Annotated in this window: 19 protein-coding genes; 4 read left to right on the top strand and 15 right to left on the bottom strand. The window is 50.3% G+C overall.

Features of this window, described 5'->3' with window-relative positions:
- Positions 1–5 precede the first annotated feature (5 nt).
- Complete coding sequence (locus tag BM231_RS13070; protein ID WP_093520010.1) at positions 6–1,439, top strand: glutamate synthase subunit beta; 1,434 nt, start codon at positions 6–8, stop codon at positions 1,437–1,439.
- Positions 1,440–2,206: 767 nt separating this feature from the next.
- Here the strand turns inward: BM231_RS13070 and BM231_RS13065 are convergent.
- The 5 genes from BM231_RS13065 to BM231_RS13045 all read right to left on the bottom strand — a co-directional run bounded on the left by BM231_RS13065 (position 2,207) and on the right by BM231_RS13045 (position 9,195).
- Complete coding sequence (locus tag BM231_RS13065) at positions 2,207–2,896, bottom strand: HAD family hydrolase (RefSeq protein WP_093520008.1); 690 nt, start codon at positions 2,894–2,896, stop codon at positions 2,207–2,209.
- A gap of 679 nt (positions 2,897–3,575) precedes the next feature.
- Positions 3,576–4,751 (bottom strand): methyl-accepting chemotaxis protein, encoded by a 1,176-nt coding sequence (locus BM231_RS13060; protein ID WP_208860332.1) that lies wholly within the window; start codon positions 4,749–4,751, stop codon positions 3,576–3,578.
- A 351-nt stretch (positions 4,752–5,102) separates the two neighbouring features.
- On the bottom strand, positions 5,103–6,263 hold the full coding sequence (locus BM231_RS13055; protein ID WP_208860331.1) for an SGNH/GDSL hydrolase family protein: 1,161 nt from the start codon (positions 6,261–6,263) through the stop codon (positions 5,103–5,105).
- 62 nt (positions 6,264–6,325) lie between these two features.
- On the bottom strand, positions 6,326–7,543 hold the full coding sequence (locus BM231_RS13050; RefSeq protein WP_093520002.1) for a lytic murein transglycosylase: 1,218 nt from the start codon (positions 7,541–7,543) through the stop codon (positions 6,326–6,328).
- Positions 7,544–7,746: 203 nt separating this feature from the next.
- Positions 7,747–9,195 carry an outer membrane beta-barrel protein gene (locus BM231_RS13045; RefSeq protein WP_208860330.1) on the bottom strand — a complete coding sequence of 483 codons (1,449 nt, stop codon included), beginning with the start codon at positions 9,193–9,195 and terminating at the stop codon, positions 7,747–7,749.
- A 305-nt stretch (positions 9,196–9,500) separates the two neighbouring features.
- Here BM231_RS13045 and BM231_RS13040 point away from each other — a divergent pair, with 305 nt between their 5' ends.
- From BM231_RS13040 to BM231_RS13030, 3 genes are all read left to right on the top strand, one after another.
- Positions 9,501–10,514 carry a KpsF/GutQ family sugar-phosphate isomerase gene (locus BM231_RS13040; protein WP_093519998.1) on the top strand — a complete coding sequence of 338 codons (1,014 nt, stop codon included), beginning with the start codon at positions 9,501–9,503 and terminating at the stop codon, positions 10,512–10,514.
- A 197-nt stretch (positions 10,515–10,711) separates the two neighbouring features.
- Positions 10,712–11,482 (top strand): motility protein A, encoded by a 771-nt coding sequence (locus BM231_RS13035; RefSeq protein ID WP_008551696.1) that lies wholly within the window; start codon positions 10,712–10,714, stop codon positions 11,480–11,482.
- A gap of 24 nt (positions 11,483–11,506) precedes the next feature.
- Positions 11,507–12,367 (top strand): OmpA/MotB family protein, encoded by an 861-nt coding sequence (locus tag BM231_RS13030; RefSeq protein ID WP_093519996.1) that lies wholly within the window; start codon positions 11,507–11,509, stop codon positions 12,365–12,367.
- Between the two features lie 3 nt (positions 12,368–12,370).
- Here BM231_RS13030 and BM231_RS13025 read toward each other — a convergent pair whose 3' ends face one another.
- The 10 genes from BM231_RS13025 to BM231_RS12980 all read right to left on the bottom strand — a co-directional run bounded on the left by BM231_RS13025 (position 12,371) and on the right by BM231_RS12980 (position 22,883).
- Positions 12,371–12,838, bottom strand: coding sequence for an NfeD family protein (locus BM231_RS13025; protein ID WP_063290285.1), 468 nt, complete (start codon positions 12,836–12,838; stop codon positions 12,371–12,373).
- A 5-nt stretch (positions 12,839–12,843) separates the two neighbouring features.
- Positions 12,844–13,818, bottom strand: a complete 975-nt coding sequence (locus BM231_RS13020; protein WP_063298559.1) for an SPFH domain-containing protein — start codon at positions 13,816–13,818, stop codon at positions 12,844–12,846.
- Positions 13,819–13,966: 148 nt separating this feature from the next.
- Positions 13,967–15,013: a ferrochelatase gene (hemH, locus tag BM231_RS13015; RefSeq protein ID WP_093519994.1), complete on the bottom strand. Its 1,047-nt coding sequence runs from the start codon at positions 15,011–15,013 to the stop codon at positions 13,967–13,969.
- Between the two features lie 173 nt (positions 15,014–15,186).
- Positions 15,187–16,431 (bottom strand): phenylacetate--CoA ligase family protein, encoded by a 1,245-nt coding sequence (locus tag BM231_RS13010; protein WP_093519991.1) that lies wholly within the window; start codon positions 16,429–16,431, stop codon positions 15,187–15,189.
- Positions 16,432–16,506: 75 nt separating this feature from the next.
- Positions 16,507–17,529, bottom strand: a complete 1,023-nt coding sequence (locus tag BM231_RS13005) for a ribonuclease T2 family protein (protein WP_208860328.1) — start codon at positions 17,527–17,529, stop codon at positions 16,507–16,509.
- Between the two features lie 123 nt (positions 17,530–17,652).
- Positions 17,653–18,516, bottom strand: coding sequence for an ABC transporter ATP-binding protein (locus tag BM231_RS13000; RefSeq protein ID WP_063300987.1), 864 nt, complete (start codon positions 18,514–18,516; stop codon positions 17,653–17,655).
- Positions 18,517–18,604: 88 nt separating this feature from the next.
- Positions 18,605–19,918 carry an ABC transporter substrate-binding protein gene (locus BM231_RS12995; protein ID WP_093519987.1) on the bottom strand — a complete coding sequence of 438 codons (1,314 nt, stop codon included), beginning with the start codon at positions 19,916–19,918 and terminating at the stop codon, positions 18,605–18,607.
- Positions 19,919–19,990: 72 nt separating this feature from the next.
- The gene (locus BM231_RS12990; RefSeq protein ID WP_063291081.1) at positions 19,991–21,067 is read right to left on the bottom strand and encodes a branched-chain amino acid ABC transporter permease; all 1,077 of its coding nucleotides are present in this window, start codon (positions 21,065–21,067) and stop codon (positions 19,991–19,993) included.
- A 12-nt stretch (positions 21,068–21,079) separates the two neighbouring features.
- A complete protein-coding gene (locus BM231_RS12985) occupies positions 21,080–22,063 on the bottom strand; it encodes a branched-chain amino acid ABC transporter permease (protein WP_093519985.1) in 984 nt (327 codons plus the stop codon).
- A 10-nt stretch (positions 22,064–22,073) separates the two neighbouring features.
- Positions 22,074–22,883, bottom strand: a complete 810-nt coding sequence (locus BM231_RS12980; protein ID WP_181952012.1) for an ABC transporter ATP-binding protein — start codon at positions 22,881–22,883, stop codon at positions 22,074–22,076.
- Positions 22,884–22,888: the final 5 nt, after the last annotated feature.

The raw sequence follows: 22,888 nt of genomic DNA, 5'->3' as shown, positions 1-22,888 counted from the left end.
AAGACATGGGTAAGGTAACTGGCTTTTTGGAGATCGACCGGCAGGAGCAAAATTACCAGCCGGCATCAGATCGCATCCGCCATTTTCGCGAATTCACAGTTCCGCTCTCGCAGCCGGAAGTGGAGCGTCAGGCAGCTCGTTGTATGGATTGTGGTGTCCCGTTTTGTCACGGCCCAGCAGGATGTCCGGTAAACAACCAGATCCCCGATTGGAACGATCTGGTGTTCGCTGGCGACTGGGAAGAAGCATCACGCAATCTGCACTCAACCAACAACTTCCCTGATTTCACCGGACGCATTTGTCCGGCACCATGTGAGGAAGCTTGTACGCTTAATCTGGAAGACATTCCGGTTGCGATTAAAACTGTCGAGCAGGCAATTGTAGATCGCGCCTTCAAGGAAGGTTGGATCAAGCCGGAACCAGCAGCCACCAAGACAGGTAAAACTGTTGCGGTTATTGGGTCTGGCCCTGCAGGCATGGCGGCAGCTCAACAGTTGGCTCGTGCTGGTCACACAGTTCATGTTTATGAGCGTGAACCAAGTGCTGGCGGCTTGCTGCGCTACGGTATTCCAGACTTTAAGATGGAAAAACACTACATCGACCGCCGCGTAGAACAGTTGGAAGGAGAAGGTGTAACCTTCCACTACGGCTGTGAAATCGGCAAAGACGTAGAGTTTGAAGAGATCCACACACGTCACGACGCAACACTGCTTTGCACTGGTGCAGAACGTCCGCGTGATCCGGGCATTCCGGGCATGGACCTCAAAGGCGCTATGTATGCAATGCCTTTCCTCGTGCAACAAAACCGCCGCGTTGGTGGTGAAGATGTATCGGGCGAAGAGCCATACTGGGCTGGCGGCAAACACATCGTTGTTGTCGGTGGTGGTGACACCGCATCTGACTGCGTTGGCACCTCCTTCCGTCAGGGTGCTTTGTCTGTAACTCAGATGGACATCCGTCCAATGCCGCCACTGAAGGAAGATAAGAACCAGTTCTGGCCATACTGGCCGACAAAGTTCCGTACTTCTACCTCTCAGGCGGAAGGTGCAGAACGTGAGTTCTCCGCGGCAACGCTCGAAATCGTAGGCGATGAGGACGGTCACGTGACAGGCGTGAAATGTGCTCGTGTGGATGAAAAACGTGTTCCGATTGAAGGAACCGAGTTCATTCTCAAAGCAGATCTTGTTCTTGCAGCTATTGGCTTCTCTGGCCCAAACATGGAAACTTACGTCAAAGAAGCAGGTGACGACCTGGAACTTGACCCACGTACAAACGTGAAAGCCAACACCGAAGACTACAAGACCTCCATCAAAAAGGTCTTTGCAGCAGGTGACGTGCGCAAAGGCCAGTCACTTGTGGTCTGGGCTATTCGCGAAGGTCGTCAGGCGGCTCGTTCAATCGACGAGTTCCTGACAGGTTCCTCCAACCTGCCACGCTAAACACAGCGTATCGCCAAAAAGTGGGACCCGATTTTCGGATAAAGATACGCAAAAACAAAGGCTAAAGCAGTTCAGATGTTTCAATCTAAATGCGAACTGCTTTAGCGGACAATCAAACAACAAAGCCCCGGAAAGCCCCGCTTTCCGGGGCTTTTTGATATTGCTCCACTCTTTCTCACTCATACATTCTGAGTTGAACTTGCAAGCACTAAAAGCACCGCATGGCTTCCCATGCAGTGGTGAAACGAGAGTTCCCGAAGGTCGGGATGAGCAAGGCAGCAGGCAACACCTGCGCTACTTGTTAGAGATGAGTCTTTGGCATTGGCTACGTGCCTTGCCCGGGCATTTTGATATGGACAACATCGCCTCTTATCCTGAAAGACACGATAGCCGGTTTCCCGGAAAGACAACGGCTTTGCCCGGATAAGTTTCCCCATCCAAACAGGTCCATTGCCTCTGACATCTACCGCTCTGACCAGCAAATGCCACTGCGTGATGCCCTTCAGGCTTGGGTCCTTCCTCTCAGACCATGCAGTCACGCCTGAAAATCGGTTCCACCGGACCTTTGCAAGATGCGTTACCCCTCACAAAAGCCCCACCCAGCCCACGACACACCGACGGACGGCCCGCCAGCAGCCCGTCACGTGGGCATAGAATTAGTATGAGGGCATATTTGCGTAAGGGGGATAAGTTTTTGGAAAATGCCCTTTATCAATCACTCAACATTTCCAGGACAAAATTTAAACTCCCACAAATCCAGGGTGAGTTCATAGATGGCAATGCCGCTCAGACAGGTCGACACTGGACCGCAATTCTGAAAGCAAGCAATCAAGGCCCTCAACGACAGAAATGCCCAGACATCGGATTTCCTCCGTTGGCTTCAATAAATCTGGCACCATGACCGTGACCATGCCTGCGGCGGTAGCCGCACGGATACCGGTATGGGAATCCTCCAAAGCAAGGCATTGTGAAGGTCGGCCGCCCACTGCGGCAGCAGCCTTTAAGAAAGTCTCAGGATGCGGCTTGCCGAATTCGACATCCGTTCGGGTTACGACAGCATCAATTCGATCAATGATCCCCGCTTTGTCCAGATGATCTAGAGCCAGCGCTCGAGGGGTGGAGGTGGCTACGGCTCGCGGAATGTTAAACTCTTTCAACCAATCAAGTATTTCGCTTGCACCCGGGCGCAATGGAATATTCTTCGCGCACAAGGCGCGAAACCGATCCCGACATTTTTCATGGTATTTATCGATCGCAAATTCATCGCCGAAGTGCGCCTTCAGCTTCGCGTCCCCTATTTCTTTAGGAGAGCCGATCAAGCTGAGATGAAGAATATCATGCATGTTATGACCAAGGTCCTCGCATGCACCGAAGATGGCCGACCGATAAAGCCTTTCAGTGTCTAGCAGCAACCCATCCATATCAAATATTACAGCGTCCAACGGTACAGGAAACATCCACGGCTCCTTCGTCGTGTAGGCATTTTCGGTTAGAACTTCATTTCACAGTCGAGCGGTAATCTACCCCGTGCAATTACCAACGGAAGCCGCCGCAGAATGTTCGAAAATTCACAAGTATGGAAGATGTCCTTGTTACATCAGCGGTTATGGCAAAAATGCGGTCCGAGCGACACACCGTGTCTTTGAACTCTCGAACATGTCTCAGGCCATTTTGATTCCGTCTTTCTCCATGTCTTCCAGAGCTTGAACGTCACGAAGGCACACTTTGGCGTAACGGACTACAGACAGCGTAATTACTACAATCGATGAGAGAGCATTCGATGCTTGTCAGGACGTTGTGTTTAAACGAAAAAAGAAGGTCTCCAAACAGGAAGATCTGAGTGTAGCGCACCTCAACTGTTGGATGAAAATAAAGTGTCACTCTGAGGACTGGTGCGTTTTTGAACACTTCCTTCGGCAAACATTACCCTGCTAGTGTCAGTTTGCACGATTACCGGCAAAAGCCCCCTCCTTTTTTGAGTGATACTTTCTTTTCATCTCACATCTGGCGCTTCTGTATAGAACTTAGAACCTTTGATTAGAAGATTCAAAAAGTGGCCTGATCTCCATAACAACTCACGACGCAATCTCTAATTTTCACTGTTTGATCGCTTCTCCCTTAGGAGTTGAAAGCTGCTTAGGCAGCTTTCACGTTCTCAAGGAAACTGGCAACTTCAGCCCGCAAGTTCTCGGAGAGATGACCCAATTTTCCAGCAGCCTGATGCAGATCATTCGAAGCATCTTTTGTTCCCTGAAACTCACTGTCCAGATCCAGCATGTCTGTCGCGACCTGTGACACATTCAAGTGCGCGCTATTCAGATCTCGGGAAATATCTTCAGTTGCCTGCTTCTGATCACCAACAGCTTCATTAATGCCAGTCGACAAGGAGTTGATCTGCTCAATCGTCTCACCGATTGAACGGATTGCTATCACAGCTTGCTCAGCAACCTTTTGCACCGACTCAACCTGCGTAGAAATCTCCTCAGTCGCTTTGGAGGTTTGACCAGCAAGGTTCTTCACCTCACTTGCGACCACAGCAAAGCCACGCCCAGCTTCCCCTGCACGCGCCGCTTCAATTGTCGCATTCAGCGCCAATAGGTTGGTCTGGTCAGCGATTTGATCAATCAGCTCAATCACCTCACCAATCGCCTTCCCACTTTCCGCCAATCGCCCGACAATCTCATTGGTCTTATGCGCATGCACTGCTGCATCCTGCGCAAAGCGGGCAGCCTGTGTAGTGTTATCGCCAATCATCCCCGAAGAACGCGACACACCTTCTGCCGCTTCAGCCAATGCTTTCACGGAGGTTTGCGTGGTTTGCGCCACATCACTGGAAGATGTCATGGCACTGTGGGCTCCTTGCACACTTGCATCCAACTCTCTGGAGCGTGTCTCCACGGCCTGACTGATCTCCAGCAAATCATGCACAACATGACCAACTGAAGCCTCAAACTCCTGTGCAACGCTGGCTAAGGCATGCTTGCGTGCATCTGCCAGTTCCAGCTCCTGCTGTATCTTGGCTTTTGCATCAGCTTCAGCTTTATCTTTCAGCACAACACGGAACTGGGCAATAGAACGAGCAATTGCACCAATCTCATCCCCCCGCTCTATGCACTTGATCTCAGTGTCCAACGCGCCTTCAGCCAGCGCATCTAGACCACGTTGCAACGCAGCCATGTTGTTTCTCATGCCCCTTGCAATGACAACAGCCACAACAAAGAACAGAGCCCCCACAGGTGCACAGACCATCACAATGTACATAAGATTGTCGACAAGCAGCGTCTCCAGCGCGCTTTGCCCATGATCAGACATAAGCTGCGACCTTAACGCCTCATCTCCCAGAGCAGACGTCAACACATCGTATATTGTAACAAAGGAAAATAGCGTACCGAGTGACATGATTGACATGGCCAGAAATACGACCAAGACAAACTTGCCCACCATCGATAGCTTAAAAACATGCGGTTGGGTAACCATCAATAGCCCCACTTCACCCATAAGTTTAATGTGAGTAATGTTACCCATGTATGTAAACAGAACACTACCATGAGGCTATGAATTGCATACATTTTCGAAAAAACAGCGATAAAATTTAATTTTCTGCAGACATTTCTGAATCTCAGCCAATATTCAAGGCATAACTGGCAAAGAATACTTCAAATATTAAAATCCGGTCCAACGCGTGTCGTCAGCACGACCAGAAACCTCTGGCAATGCTTCTCCAGAGACAGTCAGTTTGAACAGATCACTCCCCGCTGCAGCTTTCCCGCCTTTATCGTCAGGTCCGATAAGCTTGGTTTCGGGAGAAGTTAAGCGTCCAGTCAGAACAATAAAGTTCGGATCATCTTTCACACCTTCAAAAATGAAGGCCGTCGCACTACCAAATATGCGCGCGATTTCTCGCTCCACAAAGTAAGCAACTTTCCGGTATCCGGCCCAGGTAAAGTAGACCCCGTCCGTCGCCCTCAATCGGCGGCGCTTACCAGTAATATCTGGGCCATGAGGCGTATACTCTCCCTCCTCACTCTGAAAGGCAGCCCAAATATCAACGAAGATACCTCCAGCAGGTTCAACTTGCTCTTTGAACAAATCATTGAGATAGCTGAAGTTAGCACTCGTCAGATACTCTTCAGCCGGAGCAAGCCCCACCCAAATCAGAGGTAACTGTTCATTCCGAACAGCTGCAACCAGGGACGCTGTCCTGAAGCGGTACTCTTTCTTCCACTCTTCCCCTTGAAACTGCAGTTCTTCAGCGTAGCTGGCAAGCTGCCCATCAATAACGCCTTGTCCAACAACCTTGATGTTCTGGTTATCGCGTGCGCCCAGGGAAACAACCACAAGACCTACGTCTTCACTCTTCAGCACAGCTGTCACATCTTCCGGCCAGTCCGGATTTTTATCTGCAACAAGACCCGTTCGAGGATAGACAAGTTTTTTGACCTTAATCGAAGGTGTCTCAGCATAGACAGCCTTCAAACCATCAGCCAATCCCATCGCCAGGTCATCACCAATGACCAGCAGGACCTTAGCGTCCTTACTCTTTTCTTTCTCAACGATCTTAGGAGTATTCACTGCAGCGACGCCAGCACTACGGTTTTTACGCGTTGTGCTTCTGCGTCGCTTCTTTCTGGTTGGATTCGCCTGCTCAATTCTTTTGTTGCCACCACCAAACAACCAGCCAAAGAATGACTTGTTGCCTTTTTTAGGGGCGCCTGTGCTGTTGGTTCGCACCTGAGCTACAACCTCAACGGGCACAACAGAAACACTGATAAAGCAAAGGCTTACCAGCGCCACAAACATAAGGGACAAAAAGGATCGTTGCATAATCGCGAGTCTCCAGCAGGAACCAACCACCAGCATTGGTTTCCTGCCATTAGGAAACCCGATTATGTTCTACCTTGCAACCTATTAAGAAGCTTTATTGAATCGTGACCATCTGGAACCAGTCCCGATGCTTTTTGATAAGCCTGAATAGCCTGACGGGTTCTTTGGCCAATCTTTCCATCTACAGCCCCAGGTTTATAACCCTTATCGGAAAGCCCCTTCTGCAACGCTTTTTTCTCGCTAAATGTCAAAGGGCGATCGCCGCGCGGCCATTCCACAGCAAACCCAGAAAGCCCGAGTAAACGATCAGAAAGGTGCCCAACTCCAAGCGCATAAGCACTAGAGTTGTTGTAGCGTTTGATCACGTAGAAGTTTTTGAGCAACAGGAACGCAGGGCCATTAGCTCCCGCAGGTGTATAAAGCCGCGCCATGTCAGCTCCACGTGGGAACTTCGAACCATTTGCTCGCTTCACACCAAATTTGCCCCAGTTAGCAACAGATTGCTGCTTACGTTGGTTGCTCAAGCGGTAATTAAAGTTTTTCGGCAGAGTAACTTCATAGCCCCAGGTCTGCCCGGACTGCCAACCCATCTTATTGAGATAGGCTGCTGTTGAAGCCAATGCATCAGGAATGCTATTCCAGATATCTCTTTTACCATCGCCTGTGATATCAACTGCATAAGCTTGGTAAGTTGTTGGAATGAACTGGGTATGTCCCATGGCACCCGCCCAGGACCCCCGCATCTGCGCAGGCGAAACATCACCATTTTGAAGGATCTTAAGAGCAGCAATCAGCTGTTTGCGCGCATACTTCCCGCGACGACCACCATTATAGGCCAGCGTAGCTAGAGCACGAGGCGTTGAACGAACAATCGATGTATTGTCGAGAATACGCCCATACGAACTTTCCATTCCCCAAATCGCCAGCACCACATGGCGGTTCACGCCATATTTAGCCTCAATCCTATCAAGCCAGCCAGACCATTCATCCACCATACGACGCCCATGGAGCACGCGGTCTTCTGAGACTGCACTATCCAGATACTGCCAGATAGCACGCGTAAACTCAGGCTGGTTCTCTGCACTCTTCTTAATTCGCGGGTCAGGTGTCATCCCCTTGAAGACACGGTCGTATAGTTGAGCATTAACGCCTTGAGCTACAGCAGTCCGCTTATAGCTTGCAATCCATTTTTGAAAATCACTCCCCTGAGCAAAGGCGTAGGAGTTGCTGAAAAATAGAAACCCAGCGCACAAGACAGCTGGCAAAGAAGAAAATCGCATACTGCTTTCTCCGGTCACCCGAATGGGAGTTTGTTAGGCGCACTTTGCGCAGTCTTTTTGCTTAGCCCTCGGAGGCATTACTGCCATGACTGTCAACCATGGTAAAAAAAAGGCCGTTTTTAATCAAAACCCCTTTTTAAGCTTGTCAATTCTTACTAGTTGCGTCTTTGAAAAATTAACACGCTCTGAAACACTTCAAGAATTCAACGTCTTATCCGAAGGCCAGCTTCAATGAGGCTGCTCGTGTAGTTGCTATTTGGCGTGGAACTCTCAAACGCTCGGAACGTGTAGCGAGAAAGCAGTGCTGCATCCTTGGAGAAAGCCCACACCAAACCGAAGGACCCAGATCCTTCCTGCTCAACAATATCTACCCCTTGATACGTCCTGTAGGTGTAGCCAAACTGGACATCACCAACCAGATTCTGAGTAAACTGATGTGCATACCGGGCATCCCCTGCGTAGAGGATTGAACCTGAGGCTCCACTGATGTTCGTTCCGCTAAAGCTGGTTGCTCCACTGACAGTCACAGTATCCCGGCGTGTAGGAGACCAAACAAAAGCTCCATCAAAAATCAGTCCCTGCAAAGCTTCAAGGCGGTCGTCATCCAGATACTCAGCCCGATAACCAATCCCAAACTGCCCCCGAAGCTTGGGCCCACGATCAACACTAACGCCAGCTTTTACAAAATAGCCGCGTGATGTCCTGTCGAAGCAGGATGGATCACTGTTACAATCTTGATCGTATTTCCGGACAAGAAACCCACCTTCCAGATAGGGCTCAAATGCCGCTCCAGTATCAAATGATGTACGCAAAGTGGCATCAAACACAGTATTATCGCGAGGCTGCGAACTACTCATTTGCCCGCCGTAAACTGCGCGGTCAACACCAATACCGCCACGCAGCTGAACCAATGAAACTTGTCTGTTGAGCGAGAACCGACCACCAATTTCCTGCACAGAGTTGGTACGCCCGGTCGACGCCTCATTCTCAGCAGAAGAACGCTCTTCTCGCGAGAACGAATAAACACCATCAATATCAGCAGTTGTCAGATCGCCCAGATCAAGGCGTACATTCCCACGACCAGTGACAACAGGTTGGTTGTTATCAGGTTCATTGAAGAAAGCACGAAGGCTACCTCGAAGCTCCAACCCGAGTTCGTGCCGCTCCCAATTAGAGACCACACCAACCGCCGCATCAACTTCATAAAACCCATCCGGTGTACCACCATTTGCCTGCTCAGCATTGTCGGTCCAACCAAGCCCAGCATCAAACGAAGGCGTCAGGCGCAGCGATCCTAGCTGAATACCAACAGGTCGGTCCTGAACAGTCTCACCATCAAAGATGCCTTCATCAGCATTCCCACCTCCACCAACCGGTCGTGAAAGACGCGAGACAGCTGCGACTCTCTCCGAAAACTTGGCCGCCCTACTACTGCGACTAGCACCAGTGAGTTGCTGGTTAACAGTAGAAACGGGAGGCTGAGTTGCGGTGTGTGATCGCCCTTCTTCAATCAATTGTTCAAAGGGCGCAGCATCCGTTTCAGAAGGATTTTCAAAGTCCGCATTCGATTCATTCTCAAAAGCGAGACTATCCCTGAACTCCAGATCAATGGTTTGCGCAACTGCAGAACACCAAGGAAATGCACCCAGCATCAAAATACAGATCAGAATTGACCTGTTTTGAATACTCTTCAAAACGTCAGGGCACAACCACATAAAATATTCCAGCAATCCACCTTCAAATGAAGGAAATTCAACAAGCCCCACACTCGCCGAACATGGTTAACGTTTCCTTGCAAAGAGGTACTCTACTTCTGATTGTTTTCTCGACTAAGATTTGGTAGAGGGGAAACCAAGTCTTGCCCCAGAGTGTTCACAATGCACTCTTATCTAGTGCAGGAATCTTGCTGCAAAAGCGTCATTGTGCTCCCGAGAGCAAAGCTAAGAAGTAGTGCCAAATGCATATGCCATCATTTCTAACGCATGAAGACCGTCCTCTGCGTCCGGCTGAAGAGTGGATACACTCTGCTACAAAGACGATCGAAACTGAGGTTGCTGCGCTCAATGCGTTACAGGCAAGTCTTTCCAACGGCTTGGCAGAACCTTTCACAAAAGCCGTAGAGACAATCGCTCACTCAAAAGGCCGCGTAATCGTCTCTGGAATTGGCAAGAGCGGTATCATTGGTACCAAACTGGCTGCGACGCTAGCATCCACCGGGACACCCGCTTTCTTCGTACACGCAAGCGAAGCAAGCCACGGTGACCTTGGCATGATCACCGAAGATGATGTGGTCATTGCACTGTCTTGGTCTGGCGAAACCCAGGAACTTGCAAGTCTGCTCGGCTTCACACGCCGCTTTAAGGTTCCGTTGATTGCTCTCACCCGCAACGCAGCTAGCGCACTTGGTCAAGCCTCTGATATCTGCCTGACATTGCCTAAAGTACCAGAAGCCTGTCCTCATGGATTGGCTCCGACATCCAGCACGTTGATTCAGCTGGCCCTCGGAGATGCGCTCGCCATTGCTCTTTTAGAAGCAAAAGGCTTTACGGCTCAAGACTTTAAGGTATATCATCCGGGTGGCAAACTAGGTGCGAGCCTGATGCATGTAAAAGATGTCATGCACACGGGGGATCATTTGCCAGTTGCTCAAAACGGTATGCTCATGAAAGAAGCTCTCGTCTTGATGACCCAAAAAGGGTTTGGCGTTCTTGGCATCACCAATAATGACGGAGTACTCATTGGCGTCATCACGGATGGTGACTTACGCCGTCATATCAGCCCGAACTTTCTCGATATGAAAGTTGAGGATGTCATGACACATAATCCAAAAACAATCGAAGAAACGCTTTTGGCTCCGTCAGCACTGGAAGTGATGAACTCACTCAAGATCAGCTCGCTCTTCATTGTCAGCAATGGCAAGCCGGTTGGGATCATACGCACACTCGACCTTCTGAAAATCGGCGCGGCCTGATTCGTTCTTAGAACAAACTCTTCAATGCCCGAGAGATCCCCATCCTCGGGCATTTTGTTTCTCAAGGCCATCGTTGGTTCACATCTTCCAACAGCCCCACCCTATTTTTCCCATTTATTAGGATTTGGTTAGCCTTAATACCCCAAATTAACACTAGTTAAATTGCCTCATCATAGGCGCACATTCGGGTAAGCTAAATGGATCTAGCCACGATAATCGGAGTTATCGCTGCTTGCGTAACTGTGCTGATAGCTATCTTTCTGGGTGGAAGCTTCAGTCAGTTCGTTGACCTTCCTTCCATCTTGATCGTGGTTGGTGGCGGTCTCGCAGCCACACTCGTCAGATTCCCTCTAAATGGGTTGCTCAGTGCTTTTGGTATGGGAGCAAAACTCGCTTTCACCCATAAGAAAATTGAACCTCGCGAGCTTGTCGAGAATATCGCTCATCTTGCAGAAACGGCTCGTAAGGAAGGTCCTCTCGGTCTGGAAAATGTCGAGATTGAGGAACCGACCCTCGCCAAAGGCATGCAATATGTGGCTGATGGTTACGACTACAATCTCATTCGCGACTCCATGGAGAAAGAGCGAGACCTCTACCTGACCCGCTTGAATGAAGGCGCACGCGTATACCGCGCGCTTGGCGACTCAGCTCCTGCCTTTGGCATGATCGGGACACTTGTCGGTCTGGTACAGATGCTTGCGACTATGGATGATCCATCCACAATCGGCCCCTCCATGGCAATTGCGCTTCTGACAACGCTGTACGGCTCACTCATCGCAAACGTTGTGTGCATCCCGGTTGCCGATAAACTGGACTCCAAATTTGAGCAGGAAGAGCTAAACCAAACCCTCGTCATCGACGGCGTTTTGCAGATTCGTGAAAGCAAAAGCCCATCGCTGATCCGCGAAATGTTGCTCGCTTACATCCCAGAAAAAGGCCGCAGCGATATGATCGAAGCGGCAGCTTAGTCCTTCGGGCAAGGGAGAAACACAATGGCAGGCAGAAAAAAATCAGCTCCCGCAGGCGCACCCGCATGGATGCTTACGTTTGCTGACTTGATGTCTCTTCTTGTGTGCTTCTTTGTTTTGATTATCTCGTTTTCCGTACAGGACAAGCAGAAACTACAAGTCGTTGCAGGTTCTATCAAAGACGCATTCGGCATCAAACAGGTGACCAAACGCGCAGGCGTTCTTGAAATCGAAGGCGTACCACTACGCGATTTCATGAAAGACATCACCTACGAGAAGCAAATTACAGACGCTGATTTTGCAACTGAGAGCCATCCGGAAAAACGCAAACAAGGCCCGGAAGCAAACACTCACACCACCAAGAAGGCAGATATCGAAAAGCCGAGGCAGTTTGCAACCGCAGTTGTTTCACTCCGTCAGGCATTTCAGGAGATGCCCGAGATCACAGAGATCTCTAACAACATCATTCTTGAGGAAACTGACGAAGGCCTTAACATTCTGATCGTGGATCAGGAAGGCCGTTCAATGTATCCGGAAGGGTCGAAATACCCTTATGAGATCACAAGACGCCTTCTCGCTAAAATGGCGCCTGTCCTGGCAAAAATGCCAAACCGTGTCCGCATTACCGGGCACACAACAACTGGACAGCTCATCACAGCTCCAAGTGAAACCGGCTGGGAGTTGTCAGCAGATCGCGCAAACACAGCGCGACAGATTCTCTCCGAGTATGGCCTGCCTTCAAACAACATTCATTCTGTCGTGGGAAAAGCTGATTCTGAGCCCCTCTTCCCAAATGATCCATATCTTGCAGCAAACCGTCGCATATCAGTTCTGCTGATGGCAGAAGAGCCGCCGCTGCCACCAGATTTCAACCCATACCAATAGATCTTAAGCTTCTTCACCTTCAGAAGCAGCTTCCACGATGAGTGTTGTGCCGTCTTGGCCGACAACTTTCACATGGGCACCTGCCGGTAAATCCGGGCCGTTTACACGCCATATGGAATCACCGATCTCAAGTGTGCCTTTGCCATGAGCGAGTGCTTGCTTCAATACAAACACACGCCCTTGATATCGGCTCCCTCTTTTATTGAGATGCGGATCACCTTCTTTGTCATCGTCTTTAACAGTCAAACGACGACCGATAAGGAGGAAGCTGACGGACAAGACGCCCCACAGCACAAGCTGCCAACGCCAGTCCATATCAAAGTATGCAACCAAAGCACCAACAACGAGAGCCGCTGCCCCAAACCAGATCAGAAATGAGCCTGGAACAGCCAACTCAAGCCCAATAAGAACAAGCCCGGAAGCAAACCAAACCCAAGGTTCGATACTGTTTTGGAACAGCTCAATCAGCATATCGATCAGCCCTCTGAATTACCGGTGTTTGGAATGCGGCTGGAACGTCGGTGTTCGTTGTCCCTCAGTACTTCTTTGCTTATTTCAGCAATACCGGCGAGGCTTCCAATCATCCCAGTTGCTTCCATAGGCAGAATGAGAGTTTTCTGGTTTGGAGACTTTGCAAGTTCACCAAACGCTTCAACATATTTGTTTGCAACAAAGTAGTTGATCGCGCCCATGTCACCTTTGGCAATCGCCTCAGAAACCATCATGGTAGCCTTAGCTTCAGCTTGTGCCAGACGCTCACGCGCTTCAGCATCGCGCATAGCAGCTTGCTGGCGGCCTTCCGCTTCCAAAATGAGTGACTGCTTCACACCTTCAGCCTTTGCGATCTCAGCCTGCCGAGCGCCTTCTGCTTCCAGGATAGAAGCACGCTTTTCACGCTCAGCTTTCATCTGACGACCCATCGCATTAACCAGATCATTTGGAGGGTTAATGTCTTTGATCTCAATGCGGGTGATCTTCACGCCCCAAGGCTCACAGGCTGCATCAACAACACGCAGCAAACGAGCATTAATTTCATCACGATTGGAGAGCAGTTCATCCAGGTCCATCGAACCCATAACACTACGAATGTTGGTCATGGTCAGATTTAGAATCGCATTCTGTAGACCAAGAACTTCGTAGGCTGCCTGAGAGGCGCTCAACACCTGATAGAAGGTCACACCATCAGCAGTAATCGTTGCGTTGTCTTTGGTGATCACTTCCTGTGCAGGAACATCAAGCACCTGCTCCATCATATTCAATTTGTGACCAATCTGGTCAATAAATGGGATGATGATGTTCAGACCCGGGTGCAGTGTCTTCCTGTATTTTCCAAAGCGTTCAACCGTGTAGTTATAGCCTTGTGGGACCATCTTCGCGCCGGCAAATACAACAAAAATGATCACGGCCACTAAAATGAGGACGGTAATCGAACTACCTGTCAAAATATCCATATCTATTAGTCCTTTGGAGGAATTTGCCTAAACTATCGTAGCTTTGTCCCATTAAAACCAGAGAAAACTGCACGAATAAATGCCAAAGAGCACCGCTTCCCAAAAGAAACGAGTGCTCTTCTTTACATAGTAAATTAAAACTTAATTTCTAGATCCAGCCCTGAAGCTCACGGCGAACCACATTCTCCAGCACGGCCATACCTTCAGGAGCATCATTGAGACATGGAATATGCGTAAACTGCTCCCCTCCATGTTCCTCAAAGATCTCCGCTGCTTCACCAGCGATTTCTTCCAGAGTTTCAAGGCAGTCAGCAACGAAACCTGGGGTCAAAACAGCAATCCGTTTGACACCTTCTTTTGCCAGTTTCTCAACTGTCTTGTCGGTGTAAGGCTGTAACCATTCTTCCGGTCCAAAACGAGATTGGAAGGTGATCTGAAGCTTCGTCGCATCCCACCCCAACTTCTCTTGCAACAAGCGAGTCGTTTTCTGACAATGGCAGTGGTACGGATCGCCCTTATCGAAGTAACTCTGCGGAATACCGTGGAAAGACGCCAGAACCATCTCCGGCTCTTCATCCAGCTCACTGATCTTGTTCTTGATCGAAGCAGCAAGCGAGTCGATGTAGGTCTCATCATCATGATAAGGCGGTACAATCCGGATGGTCGGCTGCCAGCGCATTTTCAAAAGCGCGCGGAAAACCTCATCATTTACGGTCGCTGTCGTCGAAGCTGAGTATTGCGGGTAAAGCGGGAAGACGAGAATACGATCGCATCCCTTTGCCTTTAGCGCATCAAGACGGCTCGCAATGGATGGATTGCCATAACGCATGGCCCAATCGACAACAACATTTTCGCCCAGACCCGAGAGCATCTCAGAAAGCTTGTCCGACTGGCCACGCGTAATGGTGCGCAGAGGGCTTTCATCCAGCTCGTTGTTCCAGATCTCTTTGTAAGCCGCACCAGATTTCTGCGGGCGCTTACTTAACACGATACCATGGAGAATTGGCAGCCAGAGAAAGCGCGACCATTCAATGACGCGGCGGTCCGAAAGGAACTCTGCCAGATAGCGACGCATGGACCAGTAATCTGTCCCGTCTGGTGTCCCAAGATTGACGAGAAGCACACCCACTTTCCCGAAGGAGACCGGAGGGTGGTTTTCTTGCTTTGTTGCGTTACCGCTTGTGCTCTGGTTCATGAGACCCCTATGCGCATCAGATCCAATCCAATTGCTAAATAGAGTTTCCCAATGCTCGCGCCAAGGTCAAACCCTATGATTTTCTGATTATTACCGTGAAACTACCCAAAATAGAAAAATGCCAGCCCACATACGCAGACTGGCATTCTCAAAATCGATCAAATCAAAAGCTGCTATGCAGTCACTTCACGTTCGTCAGAAATCACTTTACCATCGTTTGGCAAGGTATTTGGAGCAACCAGCTCCACATCACCATTCAAGCCAGTGTGCTCTTTCAGAGACTTTTTCAGGGCTGCGATAAAATCGTCACTCGCAGCTTCAGTCTCCACCTTCAGGATCATGTGGTCCTGCTCACCCTGACGCACGACTGAGAGGCGTGCACGCCCTGCTTCATCGCCAGCATTTTTGCGAAGGCGCTCAATCTGTGCCGGGTCAACAAACATACCCTTCACTTTGGTGCGCTGATCTGCTCGTCCCATCCACCCTTTCAGGCGCATGTTCGTACGACCACACGGCGAAATACCCGGCAACACTGCAGACAAGTCACCCGTTGCAAAACGAATAAGCGGATAGGTTGGCGAGAATGTCGTCACGACCAACTCACCAACCTCACCCGGCGCAACAGGCTCTCCTGTTCCTGGACGAACGATTTCAATAATGAAATCTTCGTTGGCAATCAGGCCTTCCATGGCTTCACTTTCATAAGCCACGATACCTAGATCAGCCGTCGCATAGGCTTGCAGAACCTTCACGCCGCGATTTGCGTATTCCTCACGCAAGCTCGGATAAAGGGCGCCACCGGAAACAAGACCATGCTTGATGGAGCTTACATCCGCCCCCAACTCGGCAGCACGGTCTAGAATAACCTTCAGATAGTCCGGAGTACCGGCATAAGCCGTTGGGCGCAGGCTCGAGATCGCAGAAACCTGCATATCCGTATTACCGATACCAGCAGGAAACACCACACAACCATATGCACGTGCACCCTGATCCAGAATGAACCCACCCGGTGTCATGTGATAGGACAGCGCATTGTGAACGATATCGCCCGGACGAATTCCAGTCGCATGGAACGCGCGAGCTGATTTCCATGGATCAGCTTCAGATCCCTGCGGTTCCCAGATTGGTCCCGGAGACATAAAGATGCGTTTGTATGTAGAGAAATCGCCAGCAGCAAACCCGCCAAGTGGGGGCTCTTCAGCCTGAGCAGCAAGAAGGTCCGACTTTCGGAGAACAGGGAGCTTAGCCAAAGCTTCACGGCTCGTGACTTCAGCTGGATCAACATCTGCCAGATGTTTCGCCCAACCAGATGCCTCACTCTTTGCCATGGCAATCTGCCCTGGCAACCGAGCCATCAAATCGGCTTCACGTTCCTCTGGAGACCGGATCTCCAATTCGTCAAAATATTGGTGTCCCATAGAAGCCCTCCCATGGCCTCAAACATTTTCCCAGCAGGAGACGAAAGCCTCCCGCGAATTTATTGGACAGGTACTCTAGTTAAACCCGACAGGATCAACACGGCCCTGACAATCAGATTGCACTGGCTTCGCGGCCAACAGTAACTCACTCATCGGGGTATCCGGCTCAATTCGGCCCTTTAGATTGATAAAGAGCTCGGTAATTAAGCCACCCTTGCAACGCACCTGAACGCGGTTCCCTGCGCCCGCACCAAACGTTTCATCAAACGCCGCACGCACCTGCGCTGTGGTCAGAACCTCACCGATATTGGCAGCAAACAGATCACGGACAGCTGAGCTATTCAATTGCTCCATGAGGTCGAGAGATTCAGCGTAATACTCTTCTGGACTATCGCTGTAACAAGTGCCGTGTTTGACCCATTCATAACGATCCAGATAGGACTGCGCCCCTGGCATGACTTTGTTCAGTTCTGCTCTCGTCTGATCGCTTAAGCGGATTGAGTTCAACCGATGACGATTTTCACGGTCCGTCAGGTTTTTCTGGGCTTCAGTAACCCCACACCAGAAATTCCCCCGCGGCTGCGGCCACAGCCCGTGAAGAGCAAAATGGTCCGCGTCATAACGCTCACCGGTCTGGTTGATACATTCCGGCAGATTTTGGTGTGTCTGACAAAAAGCAGGCTGCCAGCTCGCGGCAAGCAGGAATTCCGCATCCGCAGAAGGCCCCTGTACAGCTGGGCGAATAACTTTCGATCCCGAAGAATCGTCAGAGCCGTTGTCAGCACCTTGTCCGCTACCATCGACTTCGACCATATGCAGACCACAGGAAACATCCACCCAACGCTCAGTCGGATTTACGCCATTCATGCGAATGAAGTAATGAGATGCCTGCAACTTGTTCTTCCCAAGCAATTCATAGGCACGCATGCGCTCCACATAAACACTTCCCGGATTTGTCTGCTTACGGAAGGATTGAAACGCTGGACAGGCCTCCTCGGCAAGAAAGAAGCCCTCCAGTTTCACCTGAGAAGCAGCAGGCAAAACAGAGGCCGCGCTCAAAAACGCAGCCCCGACAATCACTTTAGAAAGAAAATGCATGTGGTCCTCCAAAATACCTTTTGCAGCAATAAGCAGCATGCAGATTATTCAAAACCAGATACATTGACTTCCTGTGACAGTTCACCCCCATGTTTTGAGGGGCAAGTTCTCAATTAATGTAGATTACGCCAACCACCGTTTGCGGCGTTTGTAGTGTTTGCCATCACGGAAGGATTTACGCCCTTCTCCGCCGACACCTAGATAGAACTCTTTCACGTCTTCGTTTTCACGCAGAGAATCTGCATCACCATCCAGCACAATACGGCCAGCTTCCATAATGTACCCATAGGTCGCGTATTTAAGCGCAACGTTGGTATTCTGCTCAGCAAGTAGGAAGGACACACCTTCATTCTTGTTCAGCTTCTTCACAATCTCAAAGATTTCTTCCTGCAACTGAGGAGCAAGGCCCATGCTTGGCTCATCCAGCAAAATCATGTCCGGGCGGCTCATCAAGGCACGACCCACTGCACACATCTGCTGCTCACCACCAGAGGTGTAACCTGCTTGGGAGCCCCGACGCTCACGCAAACGCGGGAAGTAGTCATACACCATTTCCAGATCGCGCTTGATCTCGGCATTACCATCTTTGCGGGTGTAAGCGCCTGTCATCAGGTTGTCTTCAATGGAAAGGTGACCAAAACAACGACGGCCTTCCATGACCTGAATGCATCCGCGCTGAACCAGTTCGTTCGGAGAAAGCGCCTGAACTTGCTTTCCTTGAAAAACAATATTGCCCTTCGTCACTTCTCCACGTTCTGCTTGCAGCAGGTTGGAGATTGCTTTCAGGGTCGTTGTCTTACCGGCACCGTTCGCACCCAGCAGAGCAACAATACCACCCTTAGGCACGGTCAAAGAAACACCTTTGAGAACCAGAACCACGTGGTCGTAAATGACTTCGATGTTGTTGATAGACAAAATGTCTTCGGCAACCTGCAGGTTAGCGGCTGGTGCCTTGGATTTTGATGTCTGTTCTGCAATTGCGTTCATGAGATCAGCCTTAACCTGCGAACATTCCGATTGTTTGAATTAGATAGGTTGGTCGGGCACCACCGCGCCCAACCAAAAACAACAAGGCTTAGTTACAAGCAAGGTCGCCACGACCTGGCCAAGGAGCATTGTTTTTCGCGTAGTCAGCAGCTTTTTCCAGCTCAAGCGGCTTGATCAGTTCACGGTTTGGAGTCAGCAGGTCACTTGCCTGTACAAACTCTTCGCCGTTCCACTCAAGCATCCATGCACCGGAGTGACCAGTGTGGTTGTCACAAGCCATCTTCAATGGAGGTGTCATGCCCTTCATGCCCAGCTCTTCAAGGCGAGCCGCAGTGATGTCCAGATTTTCAAGGCCCCAGCGCAGCTGTTCAGCATTGATATTCTTTTCACCAAAGTTGTCCTGAGCAGTTTTCGCTGCTTCAGCAAGGATCATGGAGATGATGATACCGCGCTGATAGAAGATGGTGTCCATGTCAGCTTCAGATTTGATTTCTGAGTTGCCTTTGGAAACAACATGCTTACGGATGTCTTCAAGCACCGGGAAGTTACCTGGAGCGTTAAAGCTGACAGACTTGTAACCCTTCGCTTTTGCACCAACGTTCTGCAGGTCAGCATCAGAGCCAGACCACCAGATGCCAATGAAGTTTTCCATCGGGTAACGTGTCTTAACCGCTTCGGTGATCGCACCGGCGTTCATAGCACCCCAACCCCACATAACGACGTTGTCTGGACGCTCACGACGGATCTGCAGCCACTGTGCAGACTGGTTCTGCATTTCTTTCAGACCAACCGGGATCGGAACCAGCTTGAAGTCATGCATTTCAGCAAGCTTTTCCAGAAGCGGAATTGGCTCTTTTCCGAACGGGTGGTCAAGGTGAAGAAGAACGATCTTCTTACCTTTCAGCGAAGACATGTCACCACTAGCAATGTAGTCGAGGATCATGTACGCGCCGTCCCAGTAAGACACTGGTGGGTTAAACGCCCAGGCAAATGTATCACCGTCTGACATTGGCGAGAAACCGTAACCAGGTGCCAGAATTGGAATACGGTCCACGTTCGTACGCGGCATAACCTGCAAAGTGATACCGGTTGACCATGGCTGTGTTACGAGAGCTTCTCCCTTAGTCTTCTCGTAGCACTCAACGCCTTTGTTGGTGTTGTAACCGGTTTCACACTCGATGTAATCGATTGGCACACCACCGATACCGCCATCACGCTCGTTCAGCATAAGCATATAGTCACGCTGGCCGTTCATGATTGGCGTACCAGTACCCGCAAATGGGCCGGTACGGTATGTCAGGTTTGGAAAGTTAAGGCCGTCTGCTGCCATTGCAGCAGTGCTCATGGCAACTGCAAGGGCACCAGCTGCAACAGCCTTACCTAAGTTCGTAAAGTGTTTCATATTTTCCTCCGCGTTTGCGGCTCCCGCCGCGGACCATTTCCTCTATTCCCCAGCTGCTCCCGCAGTTCTTTATTAGTGAGGGAATGGCCAAATGATGAGCTTTTCACGAATAAGCGCCCAGAACCGCGCAAGACCGTGAGGCTCGACAATCAAGAACATGATAATGAGAGAACCAACCACCATAACGTTGACGTGTTCCATGGTGGCAGAACCAATGCTCAGACCAAGCATTTCTGGCAGCAGGTTCAGCACAACCGGCAGCGCCACAATCAGGATCGCTCCAAGGAAGTTCCCCATCACACTGCCAAGGCCACCAATGATCGCGATAAAGACGATCTGGAAACTCATTGGAATATCAAAGAGATTTGGCTCAGCAGCACCTTTCCAGAAAAACACCATCAGCGCGCCGGCAATACCCACGATATAGGAGCTGACAGCAAAGGCAGAAAGCTTTGCACGCATCAAGTTGATGCCCACCAGTTCCGCAGCGATATCCATGTCGCGAACAGCCTTCCACGTACGGCCATAACGACCACGTGTCAGGTTGATCATCGCAAAGGTCACGACGGAAACAATGCCAAGAACAAAGTAGTACTGAACCATAGGTGACGCATTCGGGCCTGTTACAACAAGACCGAAGATGTCCATGGTGCGCACTTCAATCGCGCCGGATGCATTGTAGTTGTAAAGCCACGCCCACTTCTCAAAGAGCCACACCAGGAAGAACTGCGAAGCAAGCGTCGCAATCGCAAGGTAGAAACCTTTAATGCGCAGCGACGGCAAACCAAACGCAACCCCAACCGCAGCAGAGAAGAAGCCAGAAAGGAACAACGCAACAATGATGTTCATTTCTGGGAAGATCGTAGTGATCTTGTAGCAAGCATAAGCGCCAACGCCCATGAAACCCGCAGTACCCAGCGAAAGCTGCCCGGCATAACCGGTCAGAATATTCAGGCCAAGCGAGGCCAGAGAATAAATCAGCACTGGCACAAGCAGAGCCTTGTAGGTGAACTCCGATGCGAACATCGGAAAGACCACATACATAGCGGCAAGGATCACAACCAGCAGGACCATATCCTGCTTGATTGGGAAGAGCGCCTGATCACTTTCATAGGTCGTTTTGAACTGACCAGAAGTTCTGTAAAACACGTCAGGCCTCCCTTACACGCGCTCGATGATTTTCTCACCGAACAGCCCTTGCGGACGGAACAGCAGAACAATCAAAGCAAAGATAAAGGCGAACCAGGTTTCGGTGTTGCCACCAAACAGAGGCTGACCCCAGTAAATTTCGAAGACTTTTTCCAGAAGGCCGATGGCAATACCGCCGATAATCGCGCCGGATACAGATTCCAGACCACCAAGCATCAGCACTGGCAAAGCCTTGTACGCAATCACTTCAAGAGCGAAAGACACCCCTGCACGAGCACCCCAGACGACACCGGTAGCAAGAGCAATCACGCCTGCAATAAACCAGACCAGAACCCAGATAGTGCTGAGGGAGATACCAACAGACAACGCTGCAGTATGATCATCACCCAGCGCACGGATCGCACGACCCATCGCGGATTTGTTCAGGAACACCAGCAGGCTGATAACCAGCACAATCGCCATGACAACCGCGAACACATCTTTTTCTTCCAGAAGAAGGAAGCCGCCGAACGGTTCAAACTCAATAGCACCCGTTGGAATACCAAGCGCTTCGGTAATCATCACCTTGTTCTCACCACCGAACACAAACTCACCAAAACCGATGAGGAACATGGTGATACCAATAGTCGCCATGAACAGAATGATGTCTGGCTGTCCTACAAGCGGACGAAGCACAACACGCTCAACGCTCATTGCCAACGCATACATAATGCCAAGAGTAAGCGGCATCGCAATTGCAGCAGCAACAAACTCGTTGCCAACAAACGGAACCAGGAAGGTATGCAGGCCGACCAAAGACAGCGCAGCAAACACAACCATGATGCCTTGCGCAAAGTTAAAGATGCGCGAGGACTTAAAGATAAGAACGAAACCAAGTGCAATCAGCGCATAAAGAACACCAGAGACGAGACCTTCCCACAACACCTGTAGAAAGAAGTCCGGCATTCCGTACATCTGAACAAATGGATCAATTAGTACATTATAAAACGTTTCCATGGGGTGCTCCCTAGTGTGACACGCCCAGATAGGCATCAATAACTTCTGGGTTGCTCTGCACTTCTTCTGGCACGCCATCAGCGATTTTGCGGCCATAGTCCAAAACAACGACACGGTCGGAAAGGTCCATCACAACACCCATGTCATGCTCAATCAGAGCAATCGTAGTGCCGAGCTGATCATTCACATCCAGAATGAAACGGCTCATGTCCTCTTTCTCTTCCAGGTTCATCCCTGCCATCGGCTCATCAAGCAGCAGCAGTTCTGGCTCCATCGCCAACGCGCGGGCAAGCTCAACACGCTTCTGCAAGCCGTAAGGAAGCGTTCCCACTGGTGTGCGACGGATATGCTGGATTTCAAGAAAGTCGATGATTTCCTCAACCTTCTTTCGATGCTCGATTTCTTCCTGCTGAGCAGGGCCCCAATAGAGCATCTGCCAAAACATGTTCCGCTTCATCCGCGTTGCACGTCCCGCCATGATGTTATCCAGCGTGGACATGCCCTTAAACAAAGCAACGTTCTGGAAAGTTCGAGCGATACCCTGACTAACCGCAAGGTGCGGTTTCATAGACTTGCGCTTCTCACCATTGAAGGTGATCACACCTTCCTGAGGCTGATAAAAACCATTGATCACGTTGAGCATGGACGTTTTGCCAGCACCATTGGGACCAATGATCGCCCGAATTTCCCCCTTCTTGATATTGAAAGAGATATTCGTGATTGCCTTAACGCCGCCAAAGGAGAGAGAAACGTTCTCAAGATCCAGCAGAACCTCGCGCTCCTCGGCCCTTTTTTTGACCTCTTCGAGCGTTGGATCCATTACAG

Origin of the sequence: Pseudovibrio ascidiaceicola, from assembly GCF_900114245.1 — a bacterium.
GTDB lineage: Bacteria > Pseudomonadota > Alphaproteobacteria > Rhizobiales > Stappiaceae > Pseudovibrio > Pseudovibrio ascidiaceicola.
Note: the sequence above shows the minus strand (reverse complement) of the source record. Positions and strands in the feature narration are given on the sequence as shown.

Excerpts from the sequence above, each read along its gene's own strand:
- hemH (WP_093519994.1), bottom strand. The coding sequence starts at position 15,013 with ATGAACCAGAGCACAAGCGGTAACGCAACAAAGCAAGAAAACCACCCT.
- BM231_RS13010 (WP_093519991.1), bottom strand. The coding sequence starts at position 16,431 with ATGGGACACCAATATTTTGACGAATTGGAGATCCGGTCTCCAGAGGAA.
- BM231_RS13060 (WP_208860332.1), bottom strand. The coding sequence starts at position 4,751 with ATGTCTGATCATGGGCAAAGCGCGCTGGAGACGCTGCTTGTCGACAAT.
- BM231_RS13000 (WP_063300987.1), bottom strand. The coding sequence starts at position 18,516 with ATGAACGCAATTGCAGAACAGACATCAAAATCCAAGGCACCAGCCGCT.
- BM231_RS13025 (WP_063290285.1), bottom strand. The coding sequence starts at position 12,838 with ATGCTGATTGAGCTGTTCCAAAACAGTATCGAACCTTGGGTTTGGTTT.
- BM231_RS12995 (WP_093519987.1), bottom strand. The coding sequence starts at position 19,918 with ATGAAACACTTTACGAACTTAGGTAAGGCTGTTGCAGCTGGTGCCCTT.
- BM231_RS12985 (WP_093519985.1), bottom strand. The coding sequence starts at position 22,063 with ATGGAAACGTTTTATAATGTACTAATTGATCCATTTGTTCAGATGTAC.
- BM231_RS13005 (WP_208860328.1), bottom strand. The coding sequence starts at position 17,529 with ATGCATTTTCTTTCTAAAGTGATTGTCGGGGCTGCGTTTTTGAGCGCG.
- BM231_RS13050 (WP_093520002.1), bottom strand. The coding sequence starts at position 7,543 with ATGCGATTTTCTTCTTTGCCAGCTGTCTTGTGCGCTGGGTTTCTATTT.
- BM231_RS13070 (WP_093520010.1), top strand. The coding sequence starts at position 6 with ATGGGTAAGGTAACTGGCTTTTTGGAGATCGACCGGCAGGAGCAAAAT.
- BM231_RS13040 (WP_093519998.1), top strand. The coding sequence starts at position 9,501 with ATGCATATGCCATCATTTCTAACGCATGAAGACCGTCCTCTGCGTCCG.
- BM231_RS12980 (WP_181952012.1), bottom strand. The coding sequence starts at position 22,883 with ATGGATCCAACGCTCGAAGAGGTCAAAAAAAGGGCCGAGGAGCGCGAG.
- BM231_RS13065 (WP_093520008.1), bottom strand. The coding sequence starts at position 2,896 with ATGTTTCCTGTACCGTTGGACGCTGTAATATTTGATATGGATGGGTTG.
- BM231_RS13045 (WP_208860330.1), bottom strand. The coding sequence starts at position 9,195 with ATGCTGGGTGCATTTCCTTGGTGTTCTGCAGTTGCGCAAACCATTGAT.
- BM231_RS13030 (WP_093519996.1), top strand. The coding sequence starts at position 11,507 with ATGGCAGGCAGAAAAAAATCAGCTCCCGCAGGCGCACCCGCATGGATG.
- BM231_RS13035 (WP_008551696.1), top strand. The coding sequence starts at position 10,712 with ATGGATCTAGCCACGATAATCGGAGTTATCGCTGCTTGCGTAACTGTG.
- BM231_RS13055 (WP_208860331.1), bottom strand. The coding sequence starts at position 6,263 with ATGCAACGATCCTTTTTGTCCCTTATGTTTGTGGCGCTGGTAAGCCTT.
- BM231_RS13020 (WP_063298559.1), bottom strand. The coding sequence starts at position 13,818 with ATGGATATTTTGACAGGTAGTTCGATTACCGTCCTCATTTTAGTGGCC.